The organism is Mycolicibacterium sp. TUM20985 (assembly GCF_030295745.1).
GTDB lineage: Bacteria > Actinomycetota > Actinomycetes > Mycobacteriales > Mycobacteriaceae > Mycobacterium.
Genome location: NZ_AP027291.1, coordinates 2,529,440 through 2,551,548 on the forward strand (window position 1 = coordinate 2,529,440; position 22,109 = coordinate 2,551,548).

General features: G+C 64.5%; 21 protein-coding genes and 6 pseudogenes. 12 read left to right on the forward strand and 15 right to left on the reverse strand.

What is annotated here, in order from left to right; translation table 11 throughout:
* The first annotated feature begins 59 nt into the window (after positions 1-59).
* Positions 60-350 carry a hypothetical protein gene (locus QUE68_RS12380; RefSeq protein ID WP_284226353.1) on the forward strand — a complete coding sequence of 97 codons (291 nt, stop codon included), beginning with the start codon at positions 60-62 and terminating at the stop codon, positions 348-350.
* 38 nt (positions 351-388) lie between these two features.
* Positions 389-736, forward strand: coding sequence for a cupin domain-containing protein (locus QUE68_RS12385; RefSeq protein WP_284226355.1), 348 nt, complete (start codon positions 389-391; stop codon positions 734-736).
* 39 nt (positions 737-775) lie between these two features.
* On the opposite strand, the gene QUE68_RS12390 is transcribed toward QUE68_RS12385, so the two are convergent.
* The 5 genes and pseudogenes from QUE68_RS12390 to QUE68_RS12410 all read right to left on the reverse strand — a co-directional run.
* The gene (locus QUE68_RS12390; protein WP_284234049.1) at positions 776-1,396 is read right to left on the reverse strand and encodes a carbonic anhydrase; all 621 of its coding nucleotides are present in this window, start codon (positions 1,394-1,396) and stop codon (positions 776-778) included.
* Between the two features lie 169 nt (positions 1,397-1,565).
* Positions 1,566-2,192 carry a DUF2249 domain-containing protein gene (locus QUE68_RS12395; protein ID WP_286275663.1) on the reverse strand — a complete coding sequence of 209 codons (627 nt, stop codon included), beginning with the start codon at positions 2,190-2,192 and terminating at the stop codon, positions 1,566-1,568.
* Between the two features lie 194 nt (positions 2,193-2,386).
* Positions 2,387-3,636, reverse strand: a pseudogene (locus tag QUE68_RS12400) (NAD(P)/FAD-dependent oxidoreductase).
* Positions 3,637-3,799: 163 nt separating this feature from the next.
* Positions 3,800-4,906, reverse strand: a pseudogene (tal, locus tag QUE68_RS12405) (transaldolase).
* Between the two features lie 76 nt (positions 4,907-4,982).
* Positions 4,983-5,486, reverse strand: a pseudogene (locus tag QUE68_RS12410) (helix-turn-helix domain-containing protein); the annotation flags it as partial.
* A gap of 240 nt (positions 5,487-5,726) precedes the next feature.
* On the opposite strand from QUE68_RS12410, the gene folE reads away from it, so the two are divergent.
* Together folE and QUE68_RS12420 are read left to right on the forward strand one after the other, a co-directional pair.
* Positions 5,727-6,323 carry a GTP cyclohydrolase I gene (gene folE / locus QUE68_RS12415; protein ID WP_286275664.1) on the forward strand — a complete coding sequence of 199 codons (597 nt, stop codon included), beginning with the start codon at positions 5,727-5,729 and terminating at the stop codon, positions 6,321-6,323.
* Between the two features lie 214 nt (positions 6,324-6,537).
* A complete protein-coding gene (locus QUE68_RS12420) occupies positions 6,538-6,930 on the forward strand; it encodes an Rv1733c family protein (RefSeq protein ID WP_454786358.1) in 393 nt (130 codons plus the stop codon).
* A 346-nt stretch (positions 6,931-7,276) separates the two neighbouring features.
* Here the strand turns inward: QUE68_RS12420 and QUE68_RS12425 are convergent, their stop codons facing one another.
* On the reverse strand, positions 7,277-7,717 hold the full coding sequence (locus QUE68_RS12425) for an OsmC family peroxiredoxin (RefSeq protein ID WP_284226364.1): 441 nt from the start codon (positions 7,715-7,717) through the stop codon (positions 7,277-7,279).
* 155 nt (positions 7,718-7,872) lie between these two features.
* Here QUE68_RS12425 and QUE68_RS12430 point away from each other — a divergent pair, with 155 nt between their 5' ends.
* From QUE68_RS12430 to QUE68_RS12440, 3 genes are read left to right on the forward strand one after another with little or no spacing between them, the layout of a single operon-like run.
* A complete protein-coding gene (locus QUE68_RS12430; protein WP_284226365.1) occupies positions 7,873-8,244 on the forward strand; it encodes a carboxymuconolactone decarboxylase family protein in 372 nt (123 codons plus the stop codon).
* Positions 8,241-11,051 (forward strand): aconitate hydratase, encoded by a 2,811-nt coding sequence (acnA, locus tag QUE68_RS12435; protein ID WP_284226366.1) that lies wholly within the window; start codon positions 8,241-8,243, stop codon positions 11,049-11,051. Before QUE68_RS12430 ends, acnA begins: the two co-directional genes overlap by 4 nt.
* Before the next feature lie 13 nt (positions 11,052-11,064).
* The gene (locus QUE68_RS12440; protein WP_284226367.1) at positions 11,065-11,520 is read left to right on the forward strand and encodes a nitroreductase family deazaflavin-dependent oxidoreductase; all 456 of its coding nucleotides are present in this window, start codon (positions 11,065-11,067) and stop codon (positions 11,518-11,520) included.
* Positions 11,521-12,097: 577 nt separating this feature from the next.
* Here QUE68_RS12440 and QUE68_RS12445 read toward each other — a convergent pair.
* Complete coding sequence (locus QUE68_RS12445; protein ID WP_284226369.1) at positions 12,098-12,457, reverse strand: DUF488 domain-containing protein; 360 nt, start codon at positions 12,455-12,457, stop codon at positions 12,098-12,100.
* 119 nt (positions 12,458-12,576) lie between these two features.
* On the opposite strand from QUE68_RS12445, the gene QUE68_RS12450 reads away from it, so the two are divergent.
* The 3 genes and pseudogenes from QUE68_RS12450 (at position 12,577) to QUE68_RS12460 (ending at position 15,446) form a co-directional block, all read left to right on the forward strand.
* Entirely contained in the window at positions 12,577-13,365 is a 789-nt protein-coding gene (locus tag QUE68_RS12450) for a helix-turn-helix transcriptional regulator (RefSeq protein WP_455013257.1), read from the forward strand.
* Positions 13,366-13,514: 149 nt separating this feature from the next.
* A pseudogene (locus QUE68_RS12455) lies at positions 13,515-13,802 on the forward strand (cyclic nucleotide-binding domain-containing protein); the annotation flags it as partial.
* 168 nt (positions 13,803-13,970) lie between these two features.
* On the forward strand, positions 13,971-15,446 hold the full coding sequence (locus tag QUE68_RS12460) for an aspartate ammonia-lyase (RefSeq protein ID WP_286275812.1): 1,476 nt from the start codon (positions 13,971-13,973) through the stop codon (positions 15,444-15,446).
* Positions 15,447-15,482: 36 nt separating this feature from the next.
* Here the strand turns inward: QUE68_RS12460 and QUE68_RS12465 are convergent, their stop codons facing one another.
* The 7 genes and pseudogenes from QUE68_RS12465 to QUE68_RS12495 form a co-directional block, all read right to left on the reverse strand.
* A complete protein-coding gene (locus QUE68_RS12465) occupies positions 15,483-15,911 on the reverse strand; it encodes a VOC family protein (protein WP_284226370.1) in 429 nt (142 codons plus the stop codon).
* Between the two features lie 262 nt (positions 15,912-16,173).
* The gene (locus QUE68_RS12470) at positions 16,174-16,887 is read right to left on the reverse strand and encodes an IS110 family transposase (RefSeq protein ID WP_286275665.1); all 714 of its coding nucleotides are present in this window, start codon (positions 16,885-16,887) and stop codon (positions 16,174-16,176) included.
* 301 nt (positions 16,888-17,188) lie between these two features.
* Positions 17,189-17,539: pseudogene (locus QUE68_RS12475) on the reverse strand (ATP-binding protein); the annotation flags it as partial.
* A 2-nt stretch (positions 17,540-17,541) separates the two neighbouring features.
* A complete protein-coding gene (locus tag QUE68_RS12480) occupies positions 17,542-18,315 on the reverse strand; it encodes a Mu transposase domain-containing protein (RefSeq protein WP_286275666.1) in 774 nt (257 codons plus the stop codon).
* Between the two features lie 643 nt (positions 18,316-18,958).
* On the reverse strand, positions 18,959-19,291 hold the full coding sequence (locus tag QUE68_RS12485; RefSeq protein ID WP_284226375.1) for a type II toxin-antitoxin system PemK/MazF family toxin: 333 nt from the start codon (positions 19,289-19,291) through the stop codon (positions 18,959-18,961).
* Complete coding sequence (locus tag QUE68_RS12490; RefSeq protein ID WP_284226377.1) at positions 19,288-19,494, reverse strand: antitoxin MazE-like protein; 207 nt, start codon at positions 19,492-19,494, stop codon at positions 19,288-19,290. The genes QUE68_RS12485 and QUE68_RS12490 overlap by 4 nt, the downstream gene beginning before the upstream one ends.
* 359 nt (positions 19,495-19,853) lie before the next feature.
* Positions 19,854-20,102 carry a DUF3297 family protein gene (locus QUE68_RS12495; protein WP_284234093.1) on the reverse strand — a complete coding sequence of 83 codons (249 nt, stop codon included), beginning with the start codon at positions 20,100-20,102 and terminating at the stop codon, positions 19,854-19,856.
* 472 nt (positions 20,103-20,574) lie between these two features.
* Here QUE68_RS12495 and QUE68_RS12500 point away from each other — a divergent pair, with 472 nt between their 5' ends.
* Positions 20,575-20,784, forward strand: a complete 210-nt coding sequence (locus tag QUE68_RS12500) for a hypothetical protein (RefSeq protein WP_286275667.1) — start codon at positions 20,575-20,577, stop codon at positions 20,782-20,784.
* A gap of 32 nt (positions 20,785-20,816) precedes the next feature.
* Here QUE68_RS12500 and QUE68_RS12505 read toward each other — a convergent pair.
* Positions 20,817-20,972, reverse strand: a pseudogene (locus tag QUE68_RS12505) (aldo/keto reductase); the annotation flags it as partial.
* Positions 20,973-21,092: 120 nt separating this feature from the next.
* On the opposite strand from QUE68_RS12505, the gene QUE68_RS12510 reads away from it, so the two are divergent.
* Positions 21,093-21,902, forward strand: coding sequence for an LLM class F420-dependent oxidoreductase (locus QUE68_RS12510; protein ID WP_284226383.1), 810 nt, complete (start codon positions 21,093-21,095; stop codon positions 21,900-21,902).
* The last annotated feature ends 207 nt before the right edge of the window (positions 21,903-22,109 follow it).

Below are 22,109 nucleotides of genomic sequence, written 5' to 3' on the forward strand. Positions count from 1 at the left end.
CTTCCACGACAGGAGTCCGACATGGCACATGAACCCACCCTGACCTCGAGGGGGCGACGATGAGCGTTCAAGAGGCGGGCATCGAGGCGCTCGGCGATCACGACTACCTGGCCCTCGTGCCCTTGGGCGAGGACGTCGTCACGATCCGCATCCGAGCTACCCCCGAGGTCGTCGCCCAGATCGCCGGAACAGCGGGCGACGAGACGCGCGTGGTCGCCGCCACGATCGCGTACCTGACTGCGCGACAGCGCGCCGACGACCTGCCTGGGCAGCTCGACCTCGAGGACGTCGCGGCCGCCTATAACGGCTACGTGGAGGACATGCGCACCCGACTTGCCGGCGCGCAATGACCTCGCATGCAACCGACGGGTCCCAGGAAGACTCGGGCATGGCGAAGAATGCACTGATCTCCCTTGCACGTGCACAGTTGACGGCTGCGCACGACTCCGGCAGCGGACGCAGTGCGCACACCCTCTACGGCGGTCCTCACCACGCACTGCGCCAAACGCTGATGGCTCTGACCGCCGGATCACGGCTGTCCGATCACGAAAGTCCCGGCGAGGCGACATTGCAGGTGCTGCAGGGACATGTCCGGCTGACCAGTAGCAACGCTCGCTGCGACGGCATTGCGGGTGACCATCTCGTCATCCCGCCATCCCGGCACGGCCTCGACGCCATCGAAGACTCCGTCGTCCTCTTGACCGTCGTCAAATCGGTTCAGCCGCCACAATCCTGACCCTGCAGAATCTTCGACGAGACGCCCCGCTCGAACGCGTTACTGCCCGTCGACGTTGCCCATGTGGTCGTGCAGCACTATCCGGCCGTCGGCGAGCTGATAGGTGAGCCCGACGATCCCCAGCGACCCGGCTGCGACCCGTTCGGCGATGACGGTGGAGCGGGAAATCAACTGGGCGGCTGTCTCATTGACGTGCCGCGTGACGAATTCGCCAACCTCGGTGAGTCCGTCGCGGCGGCCACGCAAGATCGACGACGACACTCGCTCGACCACATCCTGGACGTAGCCGGAGGGTACGACACCCTCGTCCAACGCGGTCAGCGTGGCCTTCACCGCGCCGCAACTGTCGTGACCGAGCACCACGATCAGCGGCACGTTGAGCACCGCCACCCCATATTCGATGGACCCAAGGACCGCCGAATCGACGACATGTCCGGCGGTGCGCACGACGAACATGTCGCCCAGACCCTGGTCGAAGATGAGTTCGGCCGCGACCCGGCTATCGGCGCAGCCGAAGACCACCGCAGTGGGATGCTGGGACGTGGCGAGCGAGGCCCGGTGCTCGATGCTCTGGCTGGGATGCTCGACCTTGCCGGCAACGAACCGCGCGTTACCCTCCCTGAGCGCCTTCCAGGCGGTCGCGGGGCTAGTAATGGGCACAGCGCACATTGTGGCTCGCTTTCTGGGCGATCAATACGGTCATGCGTGAGGTAGTTCTAGCGGCCGCGCACTCTGCAACGGTGATCGGCTTTGGTTCCGGAAGTCAGGCTGATGTGCAACCGACGCACCCTGGGGAGCCTCGCTGCGAACCGTCAAGCGGCGCGGGGAATTAGAGGCCTGCGGGGGTGATGGTCAAACCGGGACGGCGGGTGTGCACCGTCAGATAGCTCAATCCGTCCTTGCCTGCGGCGACGGCGCGCTGCGCCAGGTGCGGCAGCCACACGAGGGTGCCCTCGGTCAACGGTACGGCCCCATTGATGGTGATGAGCTGACCGTCGCCGGCCAGGACATGCCACATAACGTCGATGTTCGGGTCGGTGTGCCACTCGATCCGCTCCTCGGGTTGCAGACGGATTACGTTGGCGTCCAACTGCCGCTGCGCGGTCTCAATCGTCCACACGGTCCGGTCGGCGGGCGCAGCAGTGGCTGCGGTCAACGCCTTGGTGTCACACACGACTCGGGGTAAGTCGATCGCGGTCCGGCGGGTGATCTGGATTCGCCACAGCTGGCGCTCGGACTCGGCCTTGTGCAGGTAGTCCCAGTCATACTCCCCAGGGTGGTCACGCTCGAACTCCTGCCTCAAGTGTTTCGGGTCATGGCTGTTGACGAGTACAAACGATTCGCCCACGGCGAGAGCGTCGAAGCGGTCAAAGATCAACGGATGCCGCAGCGGCTTGGCGATCTCGCGAACATCCAGGTCTTGTCGTTGGATGCCGTCAACGTGGGATTGATTCATGTTTACATCCTATTCCTACAAGTATAAATTGTATTAAAATGGATGACGTGGCTGAGGGCTTCTCGTCAGTGGTATTGCAGCCAATTGAATCGGCACCGGCGCGGGGATCACCGCCCCTGCGTCCGCACTGGTGAAATCACTACGGCTTCTATCTCAACCCTCACTAGATGCGAATCGCCATCCGGGGTTCGCTGCTACCGATCGCGGGTTGCGTTGCCGGCTAGGTACATCAAGAGGACTTCGGGGTCGGCGAGCGCGGCGGGATCGACGCGTGCGCCGGAGCGCACCAACGCTTCGATGGCATCGGTGACACCCCAGGTGTTGACGTTCATGCCGGCCAGCACTCGTCCGTCGCGCATCCAGAAGGCGATGAACTCGCCGCTGGGGACGTCGCCGCGGAAGACGACCCGGTCATAGCCGTCTGGCCCGATGTAGCCGGAGTACTCCATGCCGATGTCGTATTGGTCGGAGAAGAAGTACGGAACATGGTCGTAGGGGGTAACCGTGCCCATCATGTTCGCGGCCGCTACCGGTCCTTGGTTGAGGGCTGCCGACCAGTGCTCGAGTCGCAGGTGTTTGCCCAGCAGCGGGTAGTAGGAGTTGGCGACATCCCCGGCCGCGAAAACGGCGGGGTCGCTGGTGCTCAGGTGCTCATCGACGACGATCCCGTTGTCCACGTGCAGGCCGGCCGCTTCGGCGAGCTCGGTGTTGGGCGTGATGCCCACACCAACCACGACCGCGTCGGCCGCCACGAGGTCGCCGTCGGCCAGGCGTACGCCGGTCGCCTTGTCACTCGCACCGATGATTTCAGCCACGCCGGCGTCGAGTCGCAGTTCGACGCCGTGCGCGCGGTGCAGAGTGGCGCAGGTTTCGGCCACCTCTTCGCCGAGCACCGCCAGCAACGGCAGCTTGGCCCGCTCAATGAGTGTCACGTGACACCCCGCCGCCCGGGCGGCGACCGCGGTCTCCAAACCGATCCAGCCCGCCCCGATGATCGCCACGCGCTGCGCCGAGGCGAAGGCCGCCTGCAGTGCCTCGCTGTCGGCGACCCTGCGCAGGTAATGCACACCAGCGAGGTCCGCGCCGGGCACCGTGAGGCGCCGGGGCGAAGAACCGGTCGCCACGAGCAGCTTGTCGTAGCCCAGCGTCTCTCCAGACGATGTGCTCACTTCGTGTGGAGAGCAGTCGATTCCGGTGACCTGTGTGCCCAGGCGTAGGTCGATGTCGTGTTCGACATGCCCTGTGCCGGATGGATGTAGATCTTTTCCCGCTCGGTGCTGCCCAGCAGGAAGCCCTTCGACAGCGGGGGTCGGTCGTAGGGCCGCTCGGCCTCATCTCCGAGGAGGACGACCTTCCCGCCGAAACCGTTCGTGCGCAGCGCTTCGGCTGCCTTGGCGCCAGCCAGGCCGGCGCCCACGATGACAAACGTCTGCTGTGCGCTCATGTCTATCCCTTTCCTGTCGTCGGAGCCTTGCGTGCTCGTGCACGCTGGCCGAATCTCATTGCGGCGCTGCATGTGAGCGCCCGCAGACCCTCAGGGTGTCGAGGAGCCCACGGAGGGCGACGATCCCCGACGTCTGTTTTGCGCGGTGTCGCCGCAAGGGCGGTCATTGCTGCGCCACCCGACGTGCCTTGGCGTCCAATGTGACCAGGAGATCGGCGAACGACTGGTGAAAGCTGGCGACGCCTTGGTCTTCAAGGGTGTGCCCGACGTCATCCATGTCGACCCCTGCCGTCCTCAAATCGTGCATGACTTCGTGGGCCGGCGCGATCCCGACGTCGATGGTGCGCGCGACCGTACCGTGGTCCTCGAATGCGGTGATGGTGGGCTCGGCCATCGTGTTGATGGTGTCGGAGCCCACGAGACTGTCAACGTAGAGGGTGTCGGGGTAGGCGGGGTTCTTCGTCGACGTCGAGGCCCACAATGGCGTCTGCGGGCGGGCGCCGAGGGCGGCGAGTTTCTCCCACCGCTGACCGGTGAATCGGTCGCGGTACATCTGATAGGCCAGACGTGCCTGTGCGACTGCGGCACGTCCGCGCAACGCCAAGGCGTCTGCACCGCCGATCTGCCCGAGTCGATGGTCGACCTCGGTGTCGACACGACTGACGAAGAATGACGCCACACTGCGGACCGCCGCGAGAACACCGCCGCGCTCGGCAAGGGTTTCCAGGCCGTCTAGGTAGGCGTCGATCACCTGCGCGTAGCGGGACAGGGAGAAGATCAGGGTGATGTTGATGCTCAGCCCCCGACCAATCAGCGCCGCGATCGCCGGGATGCCCTCGGCAGTCGCGGGAATCTTTACCAGTAGGTTGGGGCGGGCGATGCGCTCGTGCAGGCGGGCGGCCGCGGCGATGGTGGCCTCGGTGTCGCGCGCGAGCTCCGGGGTGACCTCGATCGACACGAACCCGTCGTTGCCGCCGGAGTCATCGAAGGCCGGACGCAACACCGCCAGCGCATCGGTGACGTCCTGCACGGCCAACTCTCAATACGCATCCGAAACCGAAAAGCCCTGTGCGGTGAGAATGGCGAACTGCGCGTCATAGGCATCGGAGCCCTCGACGGCCCTTGCCAAGATGGTCGGATTGGCCGTCACGCCCCGTACTCCGTTGGCTACGAAAGTGGCCAGTGTGCCGTCGCGCAAGTACGGACGGGTGAGGTTGTCGAGCCAGGGGCTCTGCTGTTGCTCGGTGTAGAGCCGCTTTAGCCGTGTCATTGCAGCAGCCGAGATCTGTGGGGCCGCCCGCTGATCACGGGCTCACCCGCGTTGAACGGCGGCCGAATCAAGGACGTCATGATGACCTCTTTTCACACACCGCCGACTCGCTGTCGGCGGGACTGCTGAGGGACGACGCCTGCGGCGCCGACAGGTGTGCACTTGGGGGGCTCACGTCGTGCACCACCACGCAGCAGCGATCAGGGTGCGGATCGAGTTCGGCGTGCGCGTGCGGGTCACCGCAACCCTCGATAACCCCTTCGACGAGGCGCAGATTCAGCCCACACACCACGTCTGTGTGCTCCTGGGCGACCATGTGAAACGGACAATTCCGCAGGGTGATGCGGCCATCATCGCCGGTCCGCGGCAGGTAGCCACAGTTGTGCAGCGCCCCAACGACGTTGCCGCCCGTTTCGCCGCCCGCGCGCCTGCCGGCGTCGGCGGCGGCCTCGTTCACGGCGGCTCGAACTGCTCCGCTGCCATCCCGCTCCACCGATGCGACGAGCAGTTTGGCGAGCAGTTCGTAGTCGCGGGGCGGCACGCTGACGCTCATTTCCTGCGTGGCCCGGGTGTAGAACTTCAGCTTCCCCGGCTTCTACGACGTCGCGTTGCGCGACTTCGGGTTGCTGCTGGCCGCCCTCACCCTGGCCCGGTTGGCCTTCGTCTACGACCCGGCGTGGCATCGGCGAGGCGAATGGGTCACCGATCTGCCGGTCGCGTAGTCGACCCCACCATGGTGATCCCTCCGTTCATTCCGGCGCCACTACGCCGGCGACGGGTGAACGGAGGGATCACTCTCGTCTCCCGGAAGGAACCCGCCATGCATTCCAGCCCGGCACTGCAACTCGTGCACGAACCATCACATCGGGATCTGGCCGCCGCCGAAGTCGCTGCGGCCGCATTCCTTCGAGCCCTGGGGATTTCCTTGGATTCGGAGAGTCTTGCAGGCACACCGGGTCGGATGACGCGCGGCTACGCCGAACTGTTCACTCCGCGGGCCTTCGATCTGACCACCTTTCCCAACGACGAGGGCTACGACGAACTCGTCGTTTCCCGCAACCTGCCGCTGCGATCGGTGTGCGAGCATCACATGTTGCCCTTCGTCGGGATCGCACACATCGGGTATCTGCCCGGCGAGCGCGTCATCGGACTATCCAAGCTCGCCCGCGTCGCCGAGCACTTCGCCTGTCGGCCTCAGCGCCAGGAACGGCTCACCAAACAGATCGCCGATTGGCTAGACGAAAAGCTCGCGCCCCGCGGCGTTGGCGTCGTCATCGGAGCTCAACACAGCTGCGTGACCCTGCGAGGTGTGCAAGCCGCCGGGTCGTGCACCCTCACCTCCGCAATGCTCGGCGCCCTCCGCGAGGACCCCCGTTCACGTCAGGAGTTCTTCGCACTGACTGGCGCCAACGCCTAACGGCGCGGCGCCCATTTCCCCAAGGAGTCTGTCATGCAGACCTTCACCCTTCAGCCGAAGCGCTGGTGGGTTGTCCGGGTATTCGGTCGCAATCCGCTTGTGCGCCTAAGTGACCGAGTGGAGGCGGTGCTCGTGGTCCTGGCAGTCGTGGTCTTAACCATCGCCGCTCCGGTCGCGGGGGCCGTCGGCACCGCCGTGTACCGAAACGCACCGTCTGACGTATCCCGAACAGGCACAGACGCGGCATCCGGTCACCGCGACCGTTCTCGAGGACAGCACCGCCGTCGTGGACGGCTTTGGATACACCGTCAGCGTCCAATGGCATACAGCAGCAACAGAACACGCCGAATCCTTGGCCTGGAAACACCTTGTCAAAGCCGGTGACCGTATCGACATCTGGGTGGACACCGACGGGACTCCGGTGAGTGCGCCGGCCCCGGCCTCGAATGCAGGCATCGATGCGGTGATGGCCGGGATCACGATTTGGCTGAGTGTGCTCGCCGCGGCGGCGGCGCTGACCGTTCTGGTGCGGCGGCGACTGAACCGTCTCCACAGTGCCGACTGGGACCGTGAACTGTGCAGCGTGGGGGAAAGGCGCTCGACATGAGTCACTACAACAGCAACGTGCGAAGACCATCATGTTGGTGCCCGCAGCGGGTGCCCATGGGTCGTCGCTGCCGTTGCTTCATCACGGTGTAGCGATATTGGCGGTGTTATCGGTACAGCCTCGTCGATCGCGAGGGAACAGAAGGCCTCCTCGCGGTGATGTGTCGGCGCATTGCTTCCAATGCCGGGCTCAACGGTCCGGTTCATGCTGTCACCGTCGTGCTCTTCGATGAAGGCCTTCGTCTCATGGTCTATTTCGTGGTACGCACGCTCTACAACGACACATAGACCCCCGTCGGGCATGGTCTTGTGCCCGTGGTCAGTTCGCAGCTCTTGCGCTGATTGATCTAGTCGAGCTTGGCATCGACGATGATCTTCGCCCCGGCGAACAATCGCGACACTGGGCACAACGTTGCGGCCTCATCCACCACGGCGGCGAAGGCGTCGGCAGCCAGCCCCGCCACCTTTGCGGTGACCTTCAGCCGCGACGTGGTGATCGTCGGGACCCCGTCGACTGCGTCCAGGGTCACGGTGGCGTGCACATCCAGCCGTTGTGGCGGGGTGTTGTTCTCGCCCAACTTCAATGCCAACGCCATCGCGAAACACGATGAATGTGCTGCCGCCGCCAGCTCCTCCGGACTTGTCTTGCCGCCTGGTTGCTCGGTTCGAGAGGCCCAGGTCACCTGCAGGCCGTCCAACGCGCCGCTACTGCCCTGCGACAGCGTGCCTTCGCCAGACGCTAGAGGACCCTCCCAGGTGGTCTGCGTGGTCCGATCCGCGATGCTCATACGAACTCCTTTACGTCCTATCCGAACGCGTACCTCGAATATAAAGCAGTTTATCCCTTTATATCACTCGTTGCGCGTAGAGTGGCTCAGTGAGGCCAGCGCTGCGGGTGCGACGAGCACCGCCACGGCCCGACAGCGCAGAGTGGAGACGCGCCATGTCCGATTCGCTGTATCAGCCGACCACACCGCAGATGTCGGCTCGCCGAAAAGCTCTTGCTCCCAACATTCACGACGCCTTCGACGGGTTTTCCCGGGCGGTGTTCGCCAACGGTGCGCTGCCCGAGAAGACCAAACAGCTCATCGCCGTCGCAGTGGCACACGTGACCCAGTGTCCGTACTGCATCACCGGCCACACCAAGTTGGCGAGGCGCAAGGGTGCGAGCCCCGAAGAAATCATGGAGGCCATCTGGGTCGCGGCGGAGATGCGAGCCGGCGGCGCGTTTGCGCACGCCGCGTTGGCCATTCACGCGATGGATCAAGTCGACGCCCACGCTCACACCCCAGGTGTGGATGGAGAGCCGTCGTGAGCCTCAACGGTTTCGGTGCCCGTGATCGGCTCGTCGTCGACGGCCAAGGCTACGACATCTTTCGCCTGGACCGGGTGCAGACCGCGCAGCGATTGCCCTACAGCCTGCGGGTGCTGCTGGAGAATTTGGTGCGCAATGAGGACGGCCGTCTGGTCACCGGCGAGCAGGTGCAGGCGTTGGCGGCATGGGATCCCTTGCGGCAGAGCGGGACCGAGATCCAGTTCACCCCTGCGCGGGTGTTGATGCAGGATTTCACCGGCGTCCCCTGCGTGGTCGACCTGGTCGCGATGCGTGATGCGATGACCGCGCTCGGGGGGGACGCGGCAAGAATCAATCCGCTGATCCCCACGGAGTTGGTCATCGACCACTCGGTGATCGCGGATACGTTCGCCCGTCCCGACGCGTTCGGCGTCAACGCCGGCCTGGAGTTTCACCGCAACCGGGAGCGCTACCAGCTGCTGCGGTGGGCACAGCAGGCGTTCGACGATTTCCTGGTCGTCCCGCCAGACACCGGAATTTGCCATCAGGTCAACCTCGAGTATCTGGCCCGGGTGGTGTTCACCCGGGCCGGCCCAGATGGGCTCCAGGCCTATCCGGACACGCTCGTCGGCACCGACTCGCACACCCCGATGGTCAACGGGCTCGGCGTACTCGGTTGGGGGGTCGGCGGCATCGAGGCGGAGGCGGCCATGCTCGGGCAGCCGATGAGCATGCTGATCCCGCAGGTGCTCGGTCTCAAGCTCACCGGGGAGCTGCGCGAAGGCACGACCGCCACCGATCTGGTGCTCACGGTCGCCGAACTGCTGCGTCAGACTGGGGTGGTGGGGAAGTTCGTCGACTTCTACGGCCCCGGCGTGGCGAACGTGCCGCTGGCGAACCGCGCGACCCTGGGGAACATGAGTCCCGAATACGGTTCGACCTGTGCGATCTTCCCGATCGACGGGGAAACGCTGACCTATCTGCGGCTGACCGGACGCCCCGAACCCCAGATACGACTGGTCGAGGCGTACGCCAAGGAACAGGGTTTGTGGCATGACCCTGATGACGAGCCGGTCTACAGCCAAAGCGTCGAACTGGACCTGGCTGGCGTTGAGCCATCGATCGCCGGGCCGAAGCGACCACAGGATCGAATCCCGCTGTCCATGGCCTCGCATGCGGTCGGTTCGCTGCTTGCCGGTGGCCCTCGGTCGGTCATGCAGGCGGCGGGGCTCGATGAGGCGTTGGGTGAATCATTCCCGGCAAGTGACCCGGTGGCCATCGACCACGACCGCGACGACGACGTCCCGTTTGCGCCGTGCGGTTGCGGCCAGTCCCACGAGTGGCGGTTGAACCCGGTGTCGGTGACCCTCGAGGACGGCACCCGCGTGGAAATCGGTCACGGCCACGTGGTGATCGCCGCGATCACCTCGTGCACCAACACTTCCAACCCGTCGGTCATGATCGGTGCCGGCCTGCTGGCCAAGAAGGCCGTTGAGCGCGGCCTGTCCCGACAGCCTTGGGTGAAGACGACACTCGCACCCGGCTCGCGTGTCGTCACCGACTACTACGACCGGGCCGGACTGACCCCCTACCTAGATCGGCTCGGGTTTTCCTTGGTCGGCTACGGCTGCACCACCTGCATCGGCAATTCTGGACCGTTGATCCCGCAGGTCAGCGCAGCCGTCACCGGACACGACCTGACGGTGTGCTCGGTACTGTCGGGCAACCGGAACTTCGAGGGCCGCATCCATCCCGAGTGCAAGATGAATTTCCTGACCTCCCCGCCGCTGGTGATCGCCTACGCGCTGACCGGCACCATGCTTGCTGACCTGCTCAACGATCCCCTCGGCACCGACTCCGCCGGCCAACCGGTGTACTTGCGAGACATCTGGCCCAGCACCCAGGAGGTCAAGGAGGTGATCGACGAGTGCGTGCAAGCCGAGATGTACACCCGCGGCTACGCCGACGTGCTAGTCGGCGACGACCACTGGCGCAGCCTGGACGTCGCCAGCGGGCAAATCTTCGATTGGGACGCCGGATCCACCTATGTCCGCCGCCCCCCGTACTTCGACGACATGCGCGCCGATCCGGATCCGGTGACGGACATCAGCGGGGCCAGAGTCCTTGCGATGTTGGGTGATTCGGTGACCACCGACCACATCTCACCGGCCGGAGCGATCAAGTTCGATTCACCGGCCGGGACATACCTGCAAGAACATCAGGTGGAGCGGAAGGACTTCAACTCCTACGGATCCCGGCGCGGCAACCACGAGGTGATGATTCGCGGCACCTTCGCCAACATTCGGTTGCGCAACCTGCTGGCGCCAGGCACCGAGGGGGGTGTCACCCGGCACCTTCCCGACGGCGAGGCGATGTCGATCTTCGCAGCAGCCACCCGGTATGCCGCTGATCACGTGCCGTTGATCATCCTTGCCGGTGCCGAATACGGGTCCGGATCGTCACGCGATTGGGCGGCGAAGGGCACACTGCTGCTCGGCGTCAAGGCCGTGCTGGCCACCTCGTTCGAACGGATCCACCGATCCAACCTGATCGGCATGTCGGTGCTGCCGCTGCAATTCGCCCAGGGGGAGTCGCCCGAGAGTCTCGGGCTCACCGGTGAGGAGGTGTACTCGATCACCGGTCTCACCGCCAACGGAGCATCGGGACCCCTGCCGAATCGGGTGACGGTGCGGGCCGAGACGGGTGGATCTGCAACGGAATTCGATGTCACTGTGAGGATCGACACGCCGGCTGAGGCTTCCTACTACCGCCACGGCGGAATCCTGCGGTACGTGCTGCGGCAACTGCTCGGCCAAGATCCCAAGTAGGGAATCGAGGGAAATGACACCCAAGAGGCCGCCGCTTGTTATCTCGGTGCTGGCTCCCCGCCTGCTGAAATGGGTGTCCAGGTCGAACGTGGCGGTCTATCGCGCCACCGACGGGCGCGTCGGTGGCCACGAACTAGGGCTCCCGCTGTGTCTGTTGACCACGACTGGCCGCAAGAGTGGGTTGTCCCGAACGAGCCCACTGATATTCATGGCCGACGGCGCCCGGGTGGTCCTGGTGGCGTCACAGGGCGGTCTGCCCACACACCCAATGTGGTTTCTGAATCTGTGCGCCAACCCCGAGGTGCGCGTCCAGATCCGAACGCAGACTTCTACCATGCAGGCCCGCGTCGCCGACGACGCGGAACGCACCCAACTGTGGCCGAGACTCGTTGCGCACAACCCGCGGTGGGCCAAATACCAATCGTGGACCGACAGGGTGATTCCGGTCGTGGTTTGCGAGCCGGCCTAGCCTCACTTCGCGAACCCGAAGGAGTTCCTGCCCGGCCGCGTCGGCAAGAAGCAGACCGTCTAGCGCAAGCGTCTGTCGATCACCTTGCGCGGCCCTGCTCGAGGCTGGGGTGGGTAATCGGTACGCGATTGTCAACTGCGCCGGCGCCATCGACGAAAGTGATCCCGTTCAGGGCATTGGTGTACGCACTGGGATAGCGCGTCCGCGGCCGCTGTTCGATCCGTTGCAGTTCAGCTTCCCTACCGGTCGACCAGATGCTGTGCTCTTACGTCCACGCCGTTCGATGCCGAGAATCCCCAGCGTCTCGTCTGCGCGGAGACGCATCGGGAAGCCCGGCGTCACGTGAATCGCCGGTCTTGGGTCGTGAAGCGCGACACGGCATTCGAACACGTCACGGGACAAGTCACCGAACGGTCGGAAGTCGTGTCGCCGGCTTCAATCGCTGCACTTATGCGGCCACGTTGCGCTCCGGTGCGCCAGAGCGGTCATGTCCCAACGAATGTGGCCGGGTCATGCCGATCCAGGGCGCGACGTTCGCGACGCGAATTCCGAGAGTGTACAGCGGGGGTGACCCACCTCAATGCAGCAGCGCAGCAAGGACGACGGCCTCGCTGATGTCAACAGCCTTGCTCGCCGTAAGCAGCGTCAGTGTTCTCGCTTTTGCTAGGTCGCGTAAGTGCGTCAGGGCTTCGGCCCGCGCAGGGTCAGTCAACTCGTCCTGATAGCGACGCGTGAACTCCTCGAAACGTTCTGGAACGTGGTTGTACCATTTACGCAGCTCGTTGGAGGGCGCGATCTGCTTGCACCACTCGTCCAAGTCTGCTTTTTCCTTGGTCATCCCGCGCGGCCAGATTCGGTCCACCAGCACCCGAGTGCCGTCACCGCGTGCCCGATGGTCATACACGCGGCGCACCTGCACTGCGTGGGCGTTCCCCATGTGTTGACCTCCCGCCTCGGCACGGCATCTCGCCTCGTCTATCGACGGCTGAGTCGATGGACTTCTGCTAATATAGAGGAAGTATATCCGTCAAACACGCACAAGGTAAGGGGTGTGAGGTGGACGAGGAGACAGACACTGCGGCCGGTCCGCCCAGGCGACGAGATCGCCTGCCGCGCAACCGGCAACGTGAACGGGTACTTCGGATGGTGCGTGAGCACGGCGGCGCGATTGATGCGGTCGAGCTCGCTTCGCGCCTCGAATTGCACGTCACCACGGTGCGTTTCCATCTGGACGCGTTGTGCGACGAGGGCGCCATCGAGCGCACCCGCATGAACCGGGACGGCGTGGGTCGTCCACGCACCGGATATCGTGCCGTCGAGGAACGCCTGGACTATCGGATACTCGCGGAAGTTCTCGCGATGGAGCTAGGGGAGACCGCGGAAATACGCGCTCGACGTGCTCAGCGAGCCGGACAGCAGTGGGCCGGCCGGATCGTGGATTCGCAGAGCAAAGCCGTTGTCGGCCAGGATGGTACGGATGCGGCGGAGGTCGGTGACGCGCTGGATCGCGGAGCGGTGCTCGCCACTGAGGTCTTCAACCGGATGGGGTTCGCCCCCGAACTGGCTGCTGAATCAGAACCATCGTCATCGCTGTCGGCTGACAGCGAGCAGGTGCTCGGGCGGGAGCGGGTCATTCGCTTGCACGCCTGCCCCGTACGGGATTTGGCCCGCGCCCACCCCGAGGTGGGATGTGGCCTGCACCTGGGGTTGCTGCAAGGTCTGCTCGACCACGCCGCGGCCGCGGGTGGACATCCAGACAATGAAGACGCGGCCTTGTCGGCCACGGCCAGGCTCGAGCCGTTCGTCGAACCCGAACTGTGTATCGCCAGGTTGGCTCCATCGTGAAGGTCTCCAGGTGATTGAGGTCCGGGCGCCGCTGAAGCGGTCGTGGGTAGATCTGGCCGCGCGGACGTCGAGGCGTCGCCGCGATGTATCTACCGCCAGCTACATGTCGAGGACATGCCGGCGGAACGGTTTGTAAAGACAGCCCAATGATGACGGTGCTCGAACGTGCCATCGCCGCCGCGGCGAACGCCGTCGGCGCCGACGCGGAGGATCTGCGGGGGCTCGCGACCGGCGCGGCTCTGCGTGAATGGCAGCCCGGGGAATGGTTGTTTCACGAATCGACGCCCTACCACTGGGCGGGCATCCTCGAGGAGGGTGCAGTCGAGATCGTTCGCGGCCTGCACGGCGATGAACACGTCCTTTACACCCTCGGCAAGGGATCGATGGTCTCCGAGGGCGCGATCCTCGGCAACACCGCGCACTTCGCGAGCGGGCGCACCCGCACCGGCGCACGCGTGTGGGTGATCACCCGCGAGACAATGGATCTCGTCCGCCAGCAGAACCCGGAGGCCTATTACCGCGTCGTGGCACGCGTCGGCCAGCGACTAGCCGACCGTATCGGGCTGCTGTCGGACACGGCGTTGGGCGTGAGCGCTTCGCGGCCACTGCTCGCGCCGCGCAGGGAATGCGACCTGCTCGGCTGCCGCGAGGTTCCCGGGCGCGCGTACTTCGGCGTGCAGACATTGCGCGCCGTCGAGAACTTCGCGATCTCCGGAGTCGCGCTGCGCGACTTCTCGCGGTTCATCGACGCGTTCGCGTTCGTCAAGAAGGCCGCGGCACTGGCCAACGCCGAACTCGGGGTGCTCAGCGAGGACAAGCGCGACGCCATCGTGGCGGCCTGCGACGAGATCACCGCCGGGCGCCTTCACGACCAGTTCGTCGTCGACATGATCCAGGGCGGCGCGGGCACCTCGACCAACATGAACGTCAACGAGGTGATCGCTAACCGCGCACTGGAGATCCTCGGGCACCAGCGCGGGCAGTACGCGTATCTGCACCCCAACGACGACGTGAACCGCTCGCAGTCGACCAACGACGCCTACCCGACGGCGCTGAAGCTCGGCGTCTTCCTGGCCAGCCGCGACACGCTCGCGGCGATGGCAGAGCTGCAGGCGGGGCTGCGCGCGAAAGGCGAACAGTTCGCGCACGTCATCAAGATGGGCCGCACGCAGCTGCAAGATGCCGTGCCGATGACGCTCGGCCAGGAATTCACTGCCTACGCGACGATGGTCGCTCAGGCGCGCAGCCACCTCGACGATGCCGCCCAGGATCTGCTTGACGTCTCGCTGGGTGCGACCGCGATCGGCACCGGGATAGCCAGCCCGCCCGGCTACGCGCCGCTGGTGACCAAACGCCTCGCCGAGTGCAGCGGCCTACCGGTGCGACTGGCATCCGACCTGGTCGAGGCGACCCAAGACTCGAGTGCGTTCGTCGAGTTCTCCGGCGCACTCAAACGCGCCGCAGTCGTGATCTCGAGGATCTGCAACGACCTGCGGCTGTTGTCGTCGGGGCCGCGGGCGGGTCTCAACGAGATCAACCTGCCGCCGACGCAGCCCGGCAGCTCGATCATGCCGGGCAAGGTCAACCCGGTCATTCCGGAAGTCGTCAACCAGGTTTGCTTCCAGCTGATCGGCTACGACGCGACCATCTCGATCGCGGCCGAAGCTAGCCAGCTCGAGCTCAACATGGCCGAGCCGATCATCGCCTACGACCTGTTGCACGGGCTGCTGATCCTCAAGAACGCCTGCGTCACGCTCGAAAGTCGTTGCGTGAGCGGGATAACCGCCAACGAAGACGTCTGCCGGGGCTACGTCGAGCGCTCGATCGGCGTCGTCACCGCACTCGTGCCGAGGATCGGTTACGAGCGCGGCGTCGCGATCGCGCAGGAGGCACTGGCCAGTGGACGCAGCGTCTTCGAGCTTGTGCGCGAAAAGGGCTGGCTCGACGACGACGAGCTGGCGCGCCTACTCGCGCCCGAGGCGATGACCGACCCGCGGACGCCGAGCGACTGGCCTGGCACGACGTCGCTACCCCAGCGTCACGTGGAACCAGCCGTCGGGCTCGGGACCGTAGGAGATTGACCAGCGACCCGAATGGCTGTGCTGGGTCAACGACTCCTAGGCCTCGGGGACCCTGGTGCGGAGGCGTCGTCGAAGGGAGCGGAGGCGTCCGCGGAGTCGGGAGGCGATCACCTCTCGGGGGAGCTGGCTCGGAGTGGGGCAGGCGACGATGATCCTTCCGTCATCCGGGTCGCATCCCTCGACGAAAGTCACTCCGTTCTCGGTGTACGAGAAGGTCGCCACATCGTAGGCGAGCAGACGATGCGATATCCGGAGCAGTTCAGCCTGGCTGTCGGTTGCCCACATGAGGTATTGGACACCGGTCGCGCCGACACGTGGCCGCCGAGAGGGTCCGTTCGAGTGCAGATAAATCTGAAAGCCGCCAGGTGTCAACAGCAGCGCCGTGTCTTGCTCGTGCAGGGCGACCCGGCAAGCGAACACGTCGCAGTAGAAGTTGACCGATCGGGCCAAGTCGGAGACCGTCATCAATGACGACGCCACCTTGGCGCTGGCCCCAATAGCTGATCCTGATTGAGGTTGTTGGTCCGGTTCCGCCGCCACCGCGCCCCCCTGTTTAGATGATTTCATTCCTCTATAATACGCTTTGAGGTCTTGCGATAGAAGCCGTCGCCCGAAAGCGGAGGGTCACTAAAGGCAGGTACGGGCCTCAATGTCACGAAAGCCTCGACGTCGGGCGTCGTACGGAAGCTCGTCGTTCGAATGGTCGCAGTGCTGGCATTGTCGCCGCTCAGATTTGCCGTTGGACAAGACCATCGATCTGCACTTTGAGTCGTTCCCGGAGCTCCAGTTCGGTTTCGTGTTCTGCGGCTTCGGCTTCCAGCATCAGTGCGCGGCGAGCAGTGGCACGGATGGCCCGCACGGTCGCGCGGTGCTCCACGGAGTGACTGGGAAGGGTGCGAAGCCGTGCGCAGCGGTTGAGTTGCTCGTCGGTGGTGCCGCGACGCAGTTGATCGCGCAGCGCTTGGGGAGCGTTGACGATGAGTGCTTTGAGTTGGCCAATTGCTTTGGTGCGGGCGACGATTGCACCTTCGCGGGTGGTCAGCAGTACACGCATCGCCTCTCGGTCACCGCGAGCCCGCGGGGCAGCGAGGTGCTCGCGTGCCAGTGCCTCGCGCGCGGCTCGCACGGCATCCAGATCATCTGACTTCGCTCCGTCACGGCGTGCCGGGCGGGCGGGACGGTCGATCTCAACGACCCATTCGCCACGTTCGAGCAGATGGGTAGTCAAACCCGCGCCGAAGCTGCCGGTGCCCTCTATCGCCCAGACCCGCCGGCCAGTGGCGTGCGTTGCGGCCAAGACGTCGAGCTTGCGGAAGCCGAACGCGTCGGTGGCCACGGTGAGTCGTTCGACGAGCCCCCCGCCGGCGGTGACCACGGCGGCGGTGTGTGAATCGCGATGGGTGTCGACGCCGATGACGAAGTCGACGGTTTCTGCCAACATGGGTTTCATGGTGTTCCTCCATTTCGGTGGGGTGCATCAAGGTCGGCACCGGCCTGGAGGAAGGTCACCGTGACGGCAAGACTGTGATGAGGCACGACCCCGAAAGGGCCGGCCAGGCTTCTGATCAGGCCAACAGGGTGGGCCAGGCCGGTGCCAGTGGCCAACGACGACATATCCACAGCAAGGGCACGACCGCCGTTACGGTGATCGGCCAATGAGTCTTTCGAGTCAGTCGTGGCCACAGGCACCGACCCTTCCACGGGCGACGCCAGGACTCTAGGAGCCCGTTTCAAGACTCACAGTGGGTCTTGCCAGTCCCGGGCGGCCCGAGCAGGACGACGTTGGATGCCTTGGCCAGGAACGCGCCGGTGCCCAGGTGGGCGATCATGTCCCGGTTCAGCGCTGGTTGGTGATCGAAGTTGAAGTCCTCCAACGACTTCCGGGTAGGGAAACCCGCCGAACGGATGCGGGTCGCCGCGCCGGAGGCTTCACGGGCCGCGACCTCCCGCGACAAGACTGCCGCGAGATACTCCTCATGGGTCCAGCCCGCGTCGCGAGCTTGCTCGGCCAGGCGGGCGGCGGACTCGCGGATGCGCGGCGCCTTGAGGGCTTGCGCGTAGTGGAGAATGGTCTTCATCGGGTCCTCGGCCATGCTCATGCCACCTCGCCATCGGAAGTGACTGTGCCCGTGGTGAAGTCGACACCAAAGGCGCGGTCGTAGTCGGCCAGGTCACGCACCAAATGATCACCTGCCGACGGAGGTGGGCCGGCTTGGAACTGCTGCCGCAACGCTGCGGCGGTCGAGACATGGGCGGGGTCGGTGAGGGTTTGTCGCGCCGCCCAGCAGCGGTCATGAGCCGCCAGCAGGCGTCCCGATCGAGTCACCGTCACCTGAGCCAGAGTGGTGCTCACCTCGACGAGTTGGCTGATCGCGGTCGGGTCCACGGAGTAGTCATTGCCGGCCACCCTCACGTAGTAGTCGCGTCCCAACCGCACCGAAGCCATTGACTGCACGACCGGCGGCACCGGCGGCAGCGCCAGCATGTGAGCTCGATCGGGATCGAGGAAGTCGATTGGACGACCATCGAGGACCCGCACCCGACGACTGTTGGCGGCCGGAAGCCATTGGCCAAGTTGATCATTGAAGTCCTGCGGTGAAACAAAGCTGCGACCGGGCAGGAACGACGTCTCCAGATACCGGTTGGCTCGCTCCACCATCCCCTTCGATTCCGGGTCATAGGGTTTCATCTGCACCAGCCGAGCGCCCAGCGTGCCCATCAGCGAAGTCACCGGCTCGGTCAACCGACCCCGACGTCCGATCCCGGCCTCGTTGTCCCACCACAACTCATGAGGCACCGCAGTGAAGTTCTGCGAGAGCAACTGCCACATCCCGGCCACCAGATCCATCGTCTGGCGCGAGGGCAACATCACAGAGGAATGTGCACAGTACGTTCCAGGTCGACCAGCAGCGTCGGATGGACGCTGCTTCGTGGTCTCGGGCGTAACCGGCGAACGCGGTCCGCATCGAATCCCTTGTTATGTCAGTTGTGTTGAGTCGCGTCGGATCGCCGTCGGTGACTAGTGTCGCGATGGCGATGAAGTCTTGACGGTACGCCTTCATGTTCAGACGGCTTCCGCGTCTGAAGCTCGTCGAGGAACTCCACGAACCACGCCGGGAACTGAACCTTCCCGAGCCGGGCATGTTCATATCGTCACTGTGACGTTTTGAGGCCCCGCCCGTGGAACGCGGGGGCGTCGCAGGACGTGTCATTGCCGGGCGAACTCCGGTCCGGCACCACTCAGGCGGTCCTTGGATAGCGGTTCGACGTCGAATCGAGGCCTTGAACTGTAATGATCGCGACTGTCACGTAATGGCGGAAAGCAGGGGGTAAATCGGATAGCTCTCAGGCATTCCCGGATTACCCTCAACTATTTCCGGATCGGACAGGAAAAACCTCGTCGCGAGCACTCGGCTAATGACGCTCACCTAGAAATCGTGCCGATAAGCGACATTATGTCAACTAGTAAGTTGGTTATTCGCATGCGATGCGAATACGTCCTCTCCTGAATCTCATCGGGCAAGGCCGAGGAATGCCATCATTGCCCGCTCGACCTCAACGAGTTGCTCTGCGGTCAGCCGACCGACCCGGTCGTGGACGTTCGACCTTCTGACGGTGGTGAGCTTGTCGATCATCACGTCACTATCGCGATCAAGTCCGGATAGCCGGCCGTCTCCACCGGCTATCCGAATACGAATCAGCGGCGCATCCAACAGCGTGCTGGTCATCGGCGCGACCGTCACCGAACTCGTGGCGTCGAAAAGATCGTCCTGAACGATCATTGCCGGACGCGGTTTCGTCGCGTAGACACCCCCCGCTACGGTCCAGATCTCCCCTCGATTCACTCCTCGTCCCATGGCGTCGAGACGGCCTCGATGAAGTCCTGGTCATCGCTGCGTTCGTCCGCTCGTGCGACCAATGAGGCCTGGCGACGCGCCTCGGCGGCGAAACCCTCAGTGCGCACGTCAGGCACCCAGACCTGCACTGGCCGCAGCCCCCGCTCGCGCATACGCCGTCGGTACTCGCCGACCCTCTCCCTCACCGCCATAACGCAATGTTACATGTAACGCTGAATCTTGGGCCGAATCGTCAGATCGGGCTGGCCAGCAAATTAGTATCCCAGCTACGGCACTGCTCGACGATTCGCCTGGCCCGCACTGGAGATGGTTATCAGCGCGAGCTTCGACGGCTGATTCGATGTTGGCTACCCTCGCGACTGGGTGGAATACGGCGAGATCGAATATGGCGGGTTGCCAGTAACTTCAGTCGGATCGATTCTGGCGCGGCCTCATGCGGATGCGACCAGTACTACTCGTTGTAGCTAATGGCTGCCGCTCGAGTCATGGGCCGACCGCTGCGGCCGGTTGACAGCCGCGCCAGAAGATTCAGGGGCGTCCGCTATCTTTCTCAGCGGAAATAAGGTTCAACCGTGCCACTGCGCTTGACGACCATCGGATGTCCGCGGCGATCCTTCGCGGTAGGCACTTCGACACGCACCCAACCCTCGGCCACGTTGTATTCGTGAACATTGGTGTTCTCGACGCCATTGAAGCGAATGCCCACGTCTCGGCGCAGAACCTCCTCGCTATAGAAGGCGCTGCGCGGATCGATGGAGAGGTGATTCGGCGGAACGTCTGTGTTCTGATCCTCGGACATGATGGCCTTCGTTGCATACATCGTTAGGTGCTTGATTGTTCTCAAAGAATCTACGCGACCCTGCAGTAGCGGGTTGCGCGTAGGTCTCCGCCGTTGAAGCGAGTACGCATCAACGGACCATCCAACAGCGTCCACGTCGTCGGAGCTATGGTGACCAAACTCGTGAAGTCGACGAGGTCAGCCTGAACGATTACCGCCGGGCGCGGCTTCGCCGCGTAGACATGTCCGGCCACCGTCCAGGTCTCCCGTCGATTCACTCCTCGGCCCAACGCGTCTTGCGCTGAGCTGAGCTGCTGGATCGTGGAACGAGCCTGGCAGGCAACCGCTCTAGCTCGAGCTCTCCCCTAGACGTCCAAGTCGACCCGGCCAAGCGATGCCGCCGACCCGAGCCGCTTCGCGCGAACTGCGTGGCGCTGACCGATCCGAATTGACTGGCGGCGCGGTACTTTCGTTCGCGCCGTAGGCTCACGGCGTGGACAACGTGACCCTGGCCAGCACCGCGGCAACGGCGGCGCTGACGGTGGGGCTGGCGGCCTATGCAGCGTTGATCTTCGTCGGCATCGCGATGGCGATCTACGACGAACGCCGGCACCGTCGGCGCCGGGCGATCGTCGCGGCGGTGATGGTCGGGGTGCTGACCCTCGGCGGGCTGGTTATCGCGATCGTCAGCAGTGTCGCGTGAACTCGTGCGGCAACGCCAATGAGGCGCTCGACGGCATCAAGACAGCATTGGCCGTGAAACGACGAGAGCAGTTGAGCGCGAATGACGTCGTTGTCGTGACCACGGCGCACACGTCCGGTGAGCATGCCCTGCCCCAGTGGGCCCCACACGAGGACACCTAGTCCGTACTGCTGTGCTGCGGGAAGCACTTCACGCTCGATGCCGCGATTGACATTTGAGTACGGTGACGTCTCGATCAAGCCGATCCGGAATAAGCCCGCACCCGATGATCTTGGAAGAGTTGCCCTCTCCCCGACTCAGGAGCATCCATGACCCGTCCCGTCCGCGTTGCCGTGCAGATCCAGCCCGGCGGCACGCCCGACTACCGCACATGGCGCGACGCCGTCCTGGCCGCCGACGACCTCGGCGTCGACGTGATCTTCGGCTACGACCACTTCCACCGCCCGGCGATGAAGGGCATCGCCGACGGCAAGCCCATCATGTTCGACGAGCAGCCCGACGTCGCCAACTTCGAGGGGTGGACCGCGCTCGCGTCGTGGGGCGAGATCACCTCACACGCCGAGATCGGGCTACTCGTCACCGGCGTCGGCTACCGCAATGCGGACCTGCTCGCCGATATGGCGCGCACCGTCGACCACATCAGCGGCGGCCGGCTCATCCTGGGCCTCGGCGCGGGCTGGTACGAAAAGGACTACAGCACTTACGGTTATGACTTTGGTACCTTCGGCTCCCGCTTCGATCTGTTCGACGAGCGCCTGATCCGCATCGAAAGCCGGCTCGCCGCATTGATTCCGCCGCCCGTGCGCAAGCTTCCGATCCTCATCGGCGGCACGGGGCCCAAGCGCTCGCTGCCCGCTGTCGCCAGGCATGCCGACATCTGGCACGCGTTCCAGGACCTCGACGCGTTCCGTAGGTCCAGCGACCGCGTCGACGAGTTGGCGGCGACGTTCGGCCGAAACGGCGCCGATATCGAACGGTCGACCCTGTGGGAGAACCCCGACAGCGCTGATGCCTTCCGTGATGCGGGAGTGACGTTGTTCCAGACCGAACTCACCTCCGACGACGGCTACGACCTCACGTCTCTCAAGCAGGTGCTCACCTGGCGGGACAACGGCTGAGCCAAATCGTTGTCTCGCTGACCTATTCGCCGCCCTGGTGATCTGAAGAGGTCCCTCGATGTACCGAAGGTGAAGGATTCGGCTTAACACCTCGACCTCGCCCGGTACACCCTCAATGAACTCCGTCAAGGCCTCGAAGCGGAGTTGCCCCAGTTCCCTCATGGCTGACGATCCGGCTGTGCGATCTGCGTTCTAGCATCGCTTTCG

Bases quoted from the DNA above. Each gene is read 5' to 3' on its own strand.
- QUE68_RS12385 (WP_284226355.1), top strand. From the start codon at position 389: ATGGCGAAGAATGCACTGATCTCCCTTGCACGTGCACAGTTGACGGCT.
- QUE68_RS12495 (WP_284234093.1), bottom strand. From the start codon at position 20,102: ATGTCCGAGGATCAGAACACAGACGTTCCGCCGAATCACCTCTCCATC.
- QUE68_RS12425 (WP_284226364.1), bottom strand. From the start codon at position 7,717: ATGAGCATCGCGGATCGGACCACGCAGACCACCTGGGAGGGTCCTCTA.
- QUE68_RS12490 (WP_284226377.1), bottom strand. From the start codon at position 19,494: ATGGCGGTGAGGGAGAGGGTCGGCGAGTACCGACGGCGTATGCGCGAG.
- QUE68_RS12445 (WP_284226369.1), bottom strand. From the start codon at position 12,457: ATGGGGAACGCCCACGCAGTGCAGGTGCGCCGCGTGTATGACCATCGG.
- QUE68_RS12480 (WP_286275666.1), bottom strand. From the start codon at position 18,315: ATGTTGCCCTCGCGCCAGACGATGGATCTGGTGGCCGGGATGTGGCAG.
- QUE68_RS12470 (WP_286275665.1), bottom strand. From the start codon at position 16,887: ATGTTGGCAGAAACCGTCGACTTCGTCATCGGCGTCGACACCCATCGC.
- QUE68_RS12380 (WP_284226353.1), top strand. From the start codon at position 60: ATGAGCGTTCAAGAGGCGGGCATCGAGGCGCTCGGCGATCACGACTAC.
- QUE68_RS12465 (WP_284226370.1), bottom strand. From the start codon at position 15,911: ATGACGGTCTCCGACTTGGCCCGATCGGTCAACTTCTACTGCGACGTG.
- QUE68_RS12440 (WP_284226367.1), top strand. From the start codon at position 11,065: ATGACACCCAAGAGGCCGCCGCTTGTTATCTCGGTGCTGGCTCCCCGC.
- QUE68_RS12430 (WP_284226365.1), top strand. From the start codon at position 7,873: ATGTCCGATTCGCTGTATCAGCCGACCACACCGCAGATGTCGGCTCGC.
- QUE68_RS12395 (WP_286275663.1), bottom strand. From the start codon at position 2,192: ATGAATCAATCCCACGTTGACGGCATCCAACGACAAGACCTGGATGTT.
- folE (WP_286275664.1), top strand. From the start codon at position 5,727: ATGCATTCCAGCCCGGCACTGCAACTCGTGCACGAACCATCACATCGG.
- QUE68_RS12510 (WP_284226383.1), top strand. From the start codon at position 21,093: ATGACCCGTCCCGTCCGCGTTGCCGTGCAGATCCAGCCCGGCGGCACG.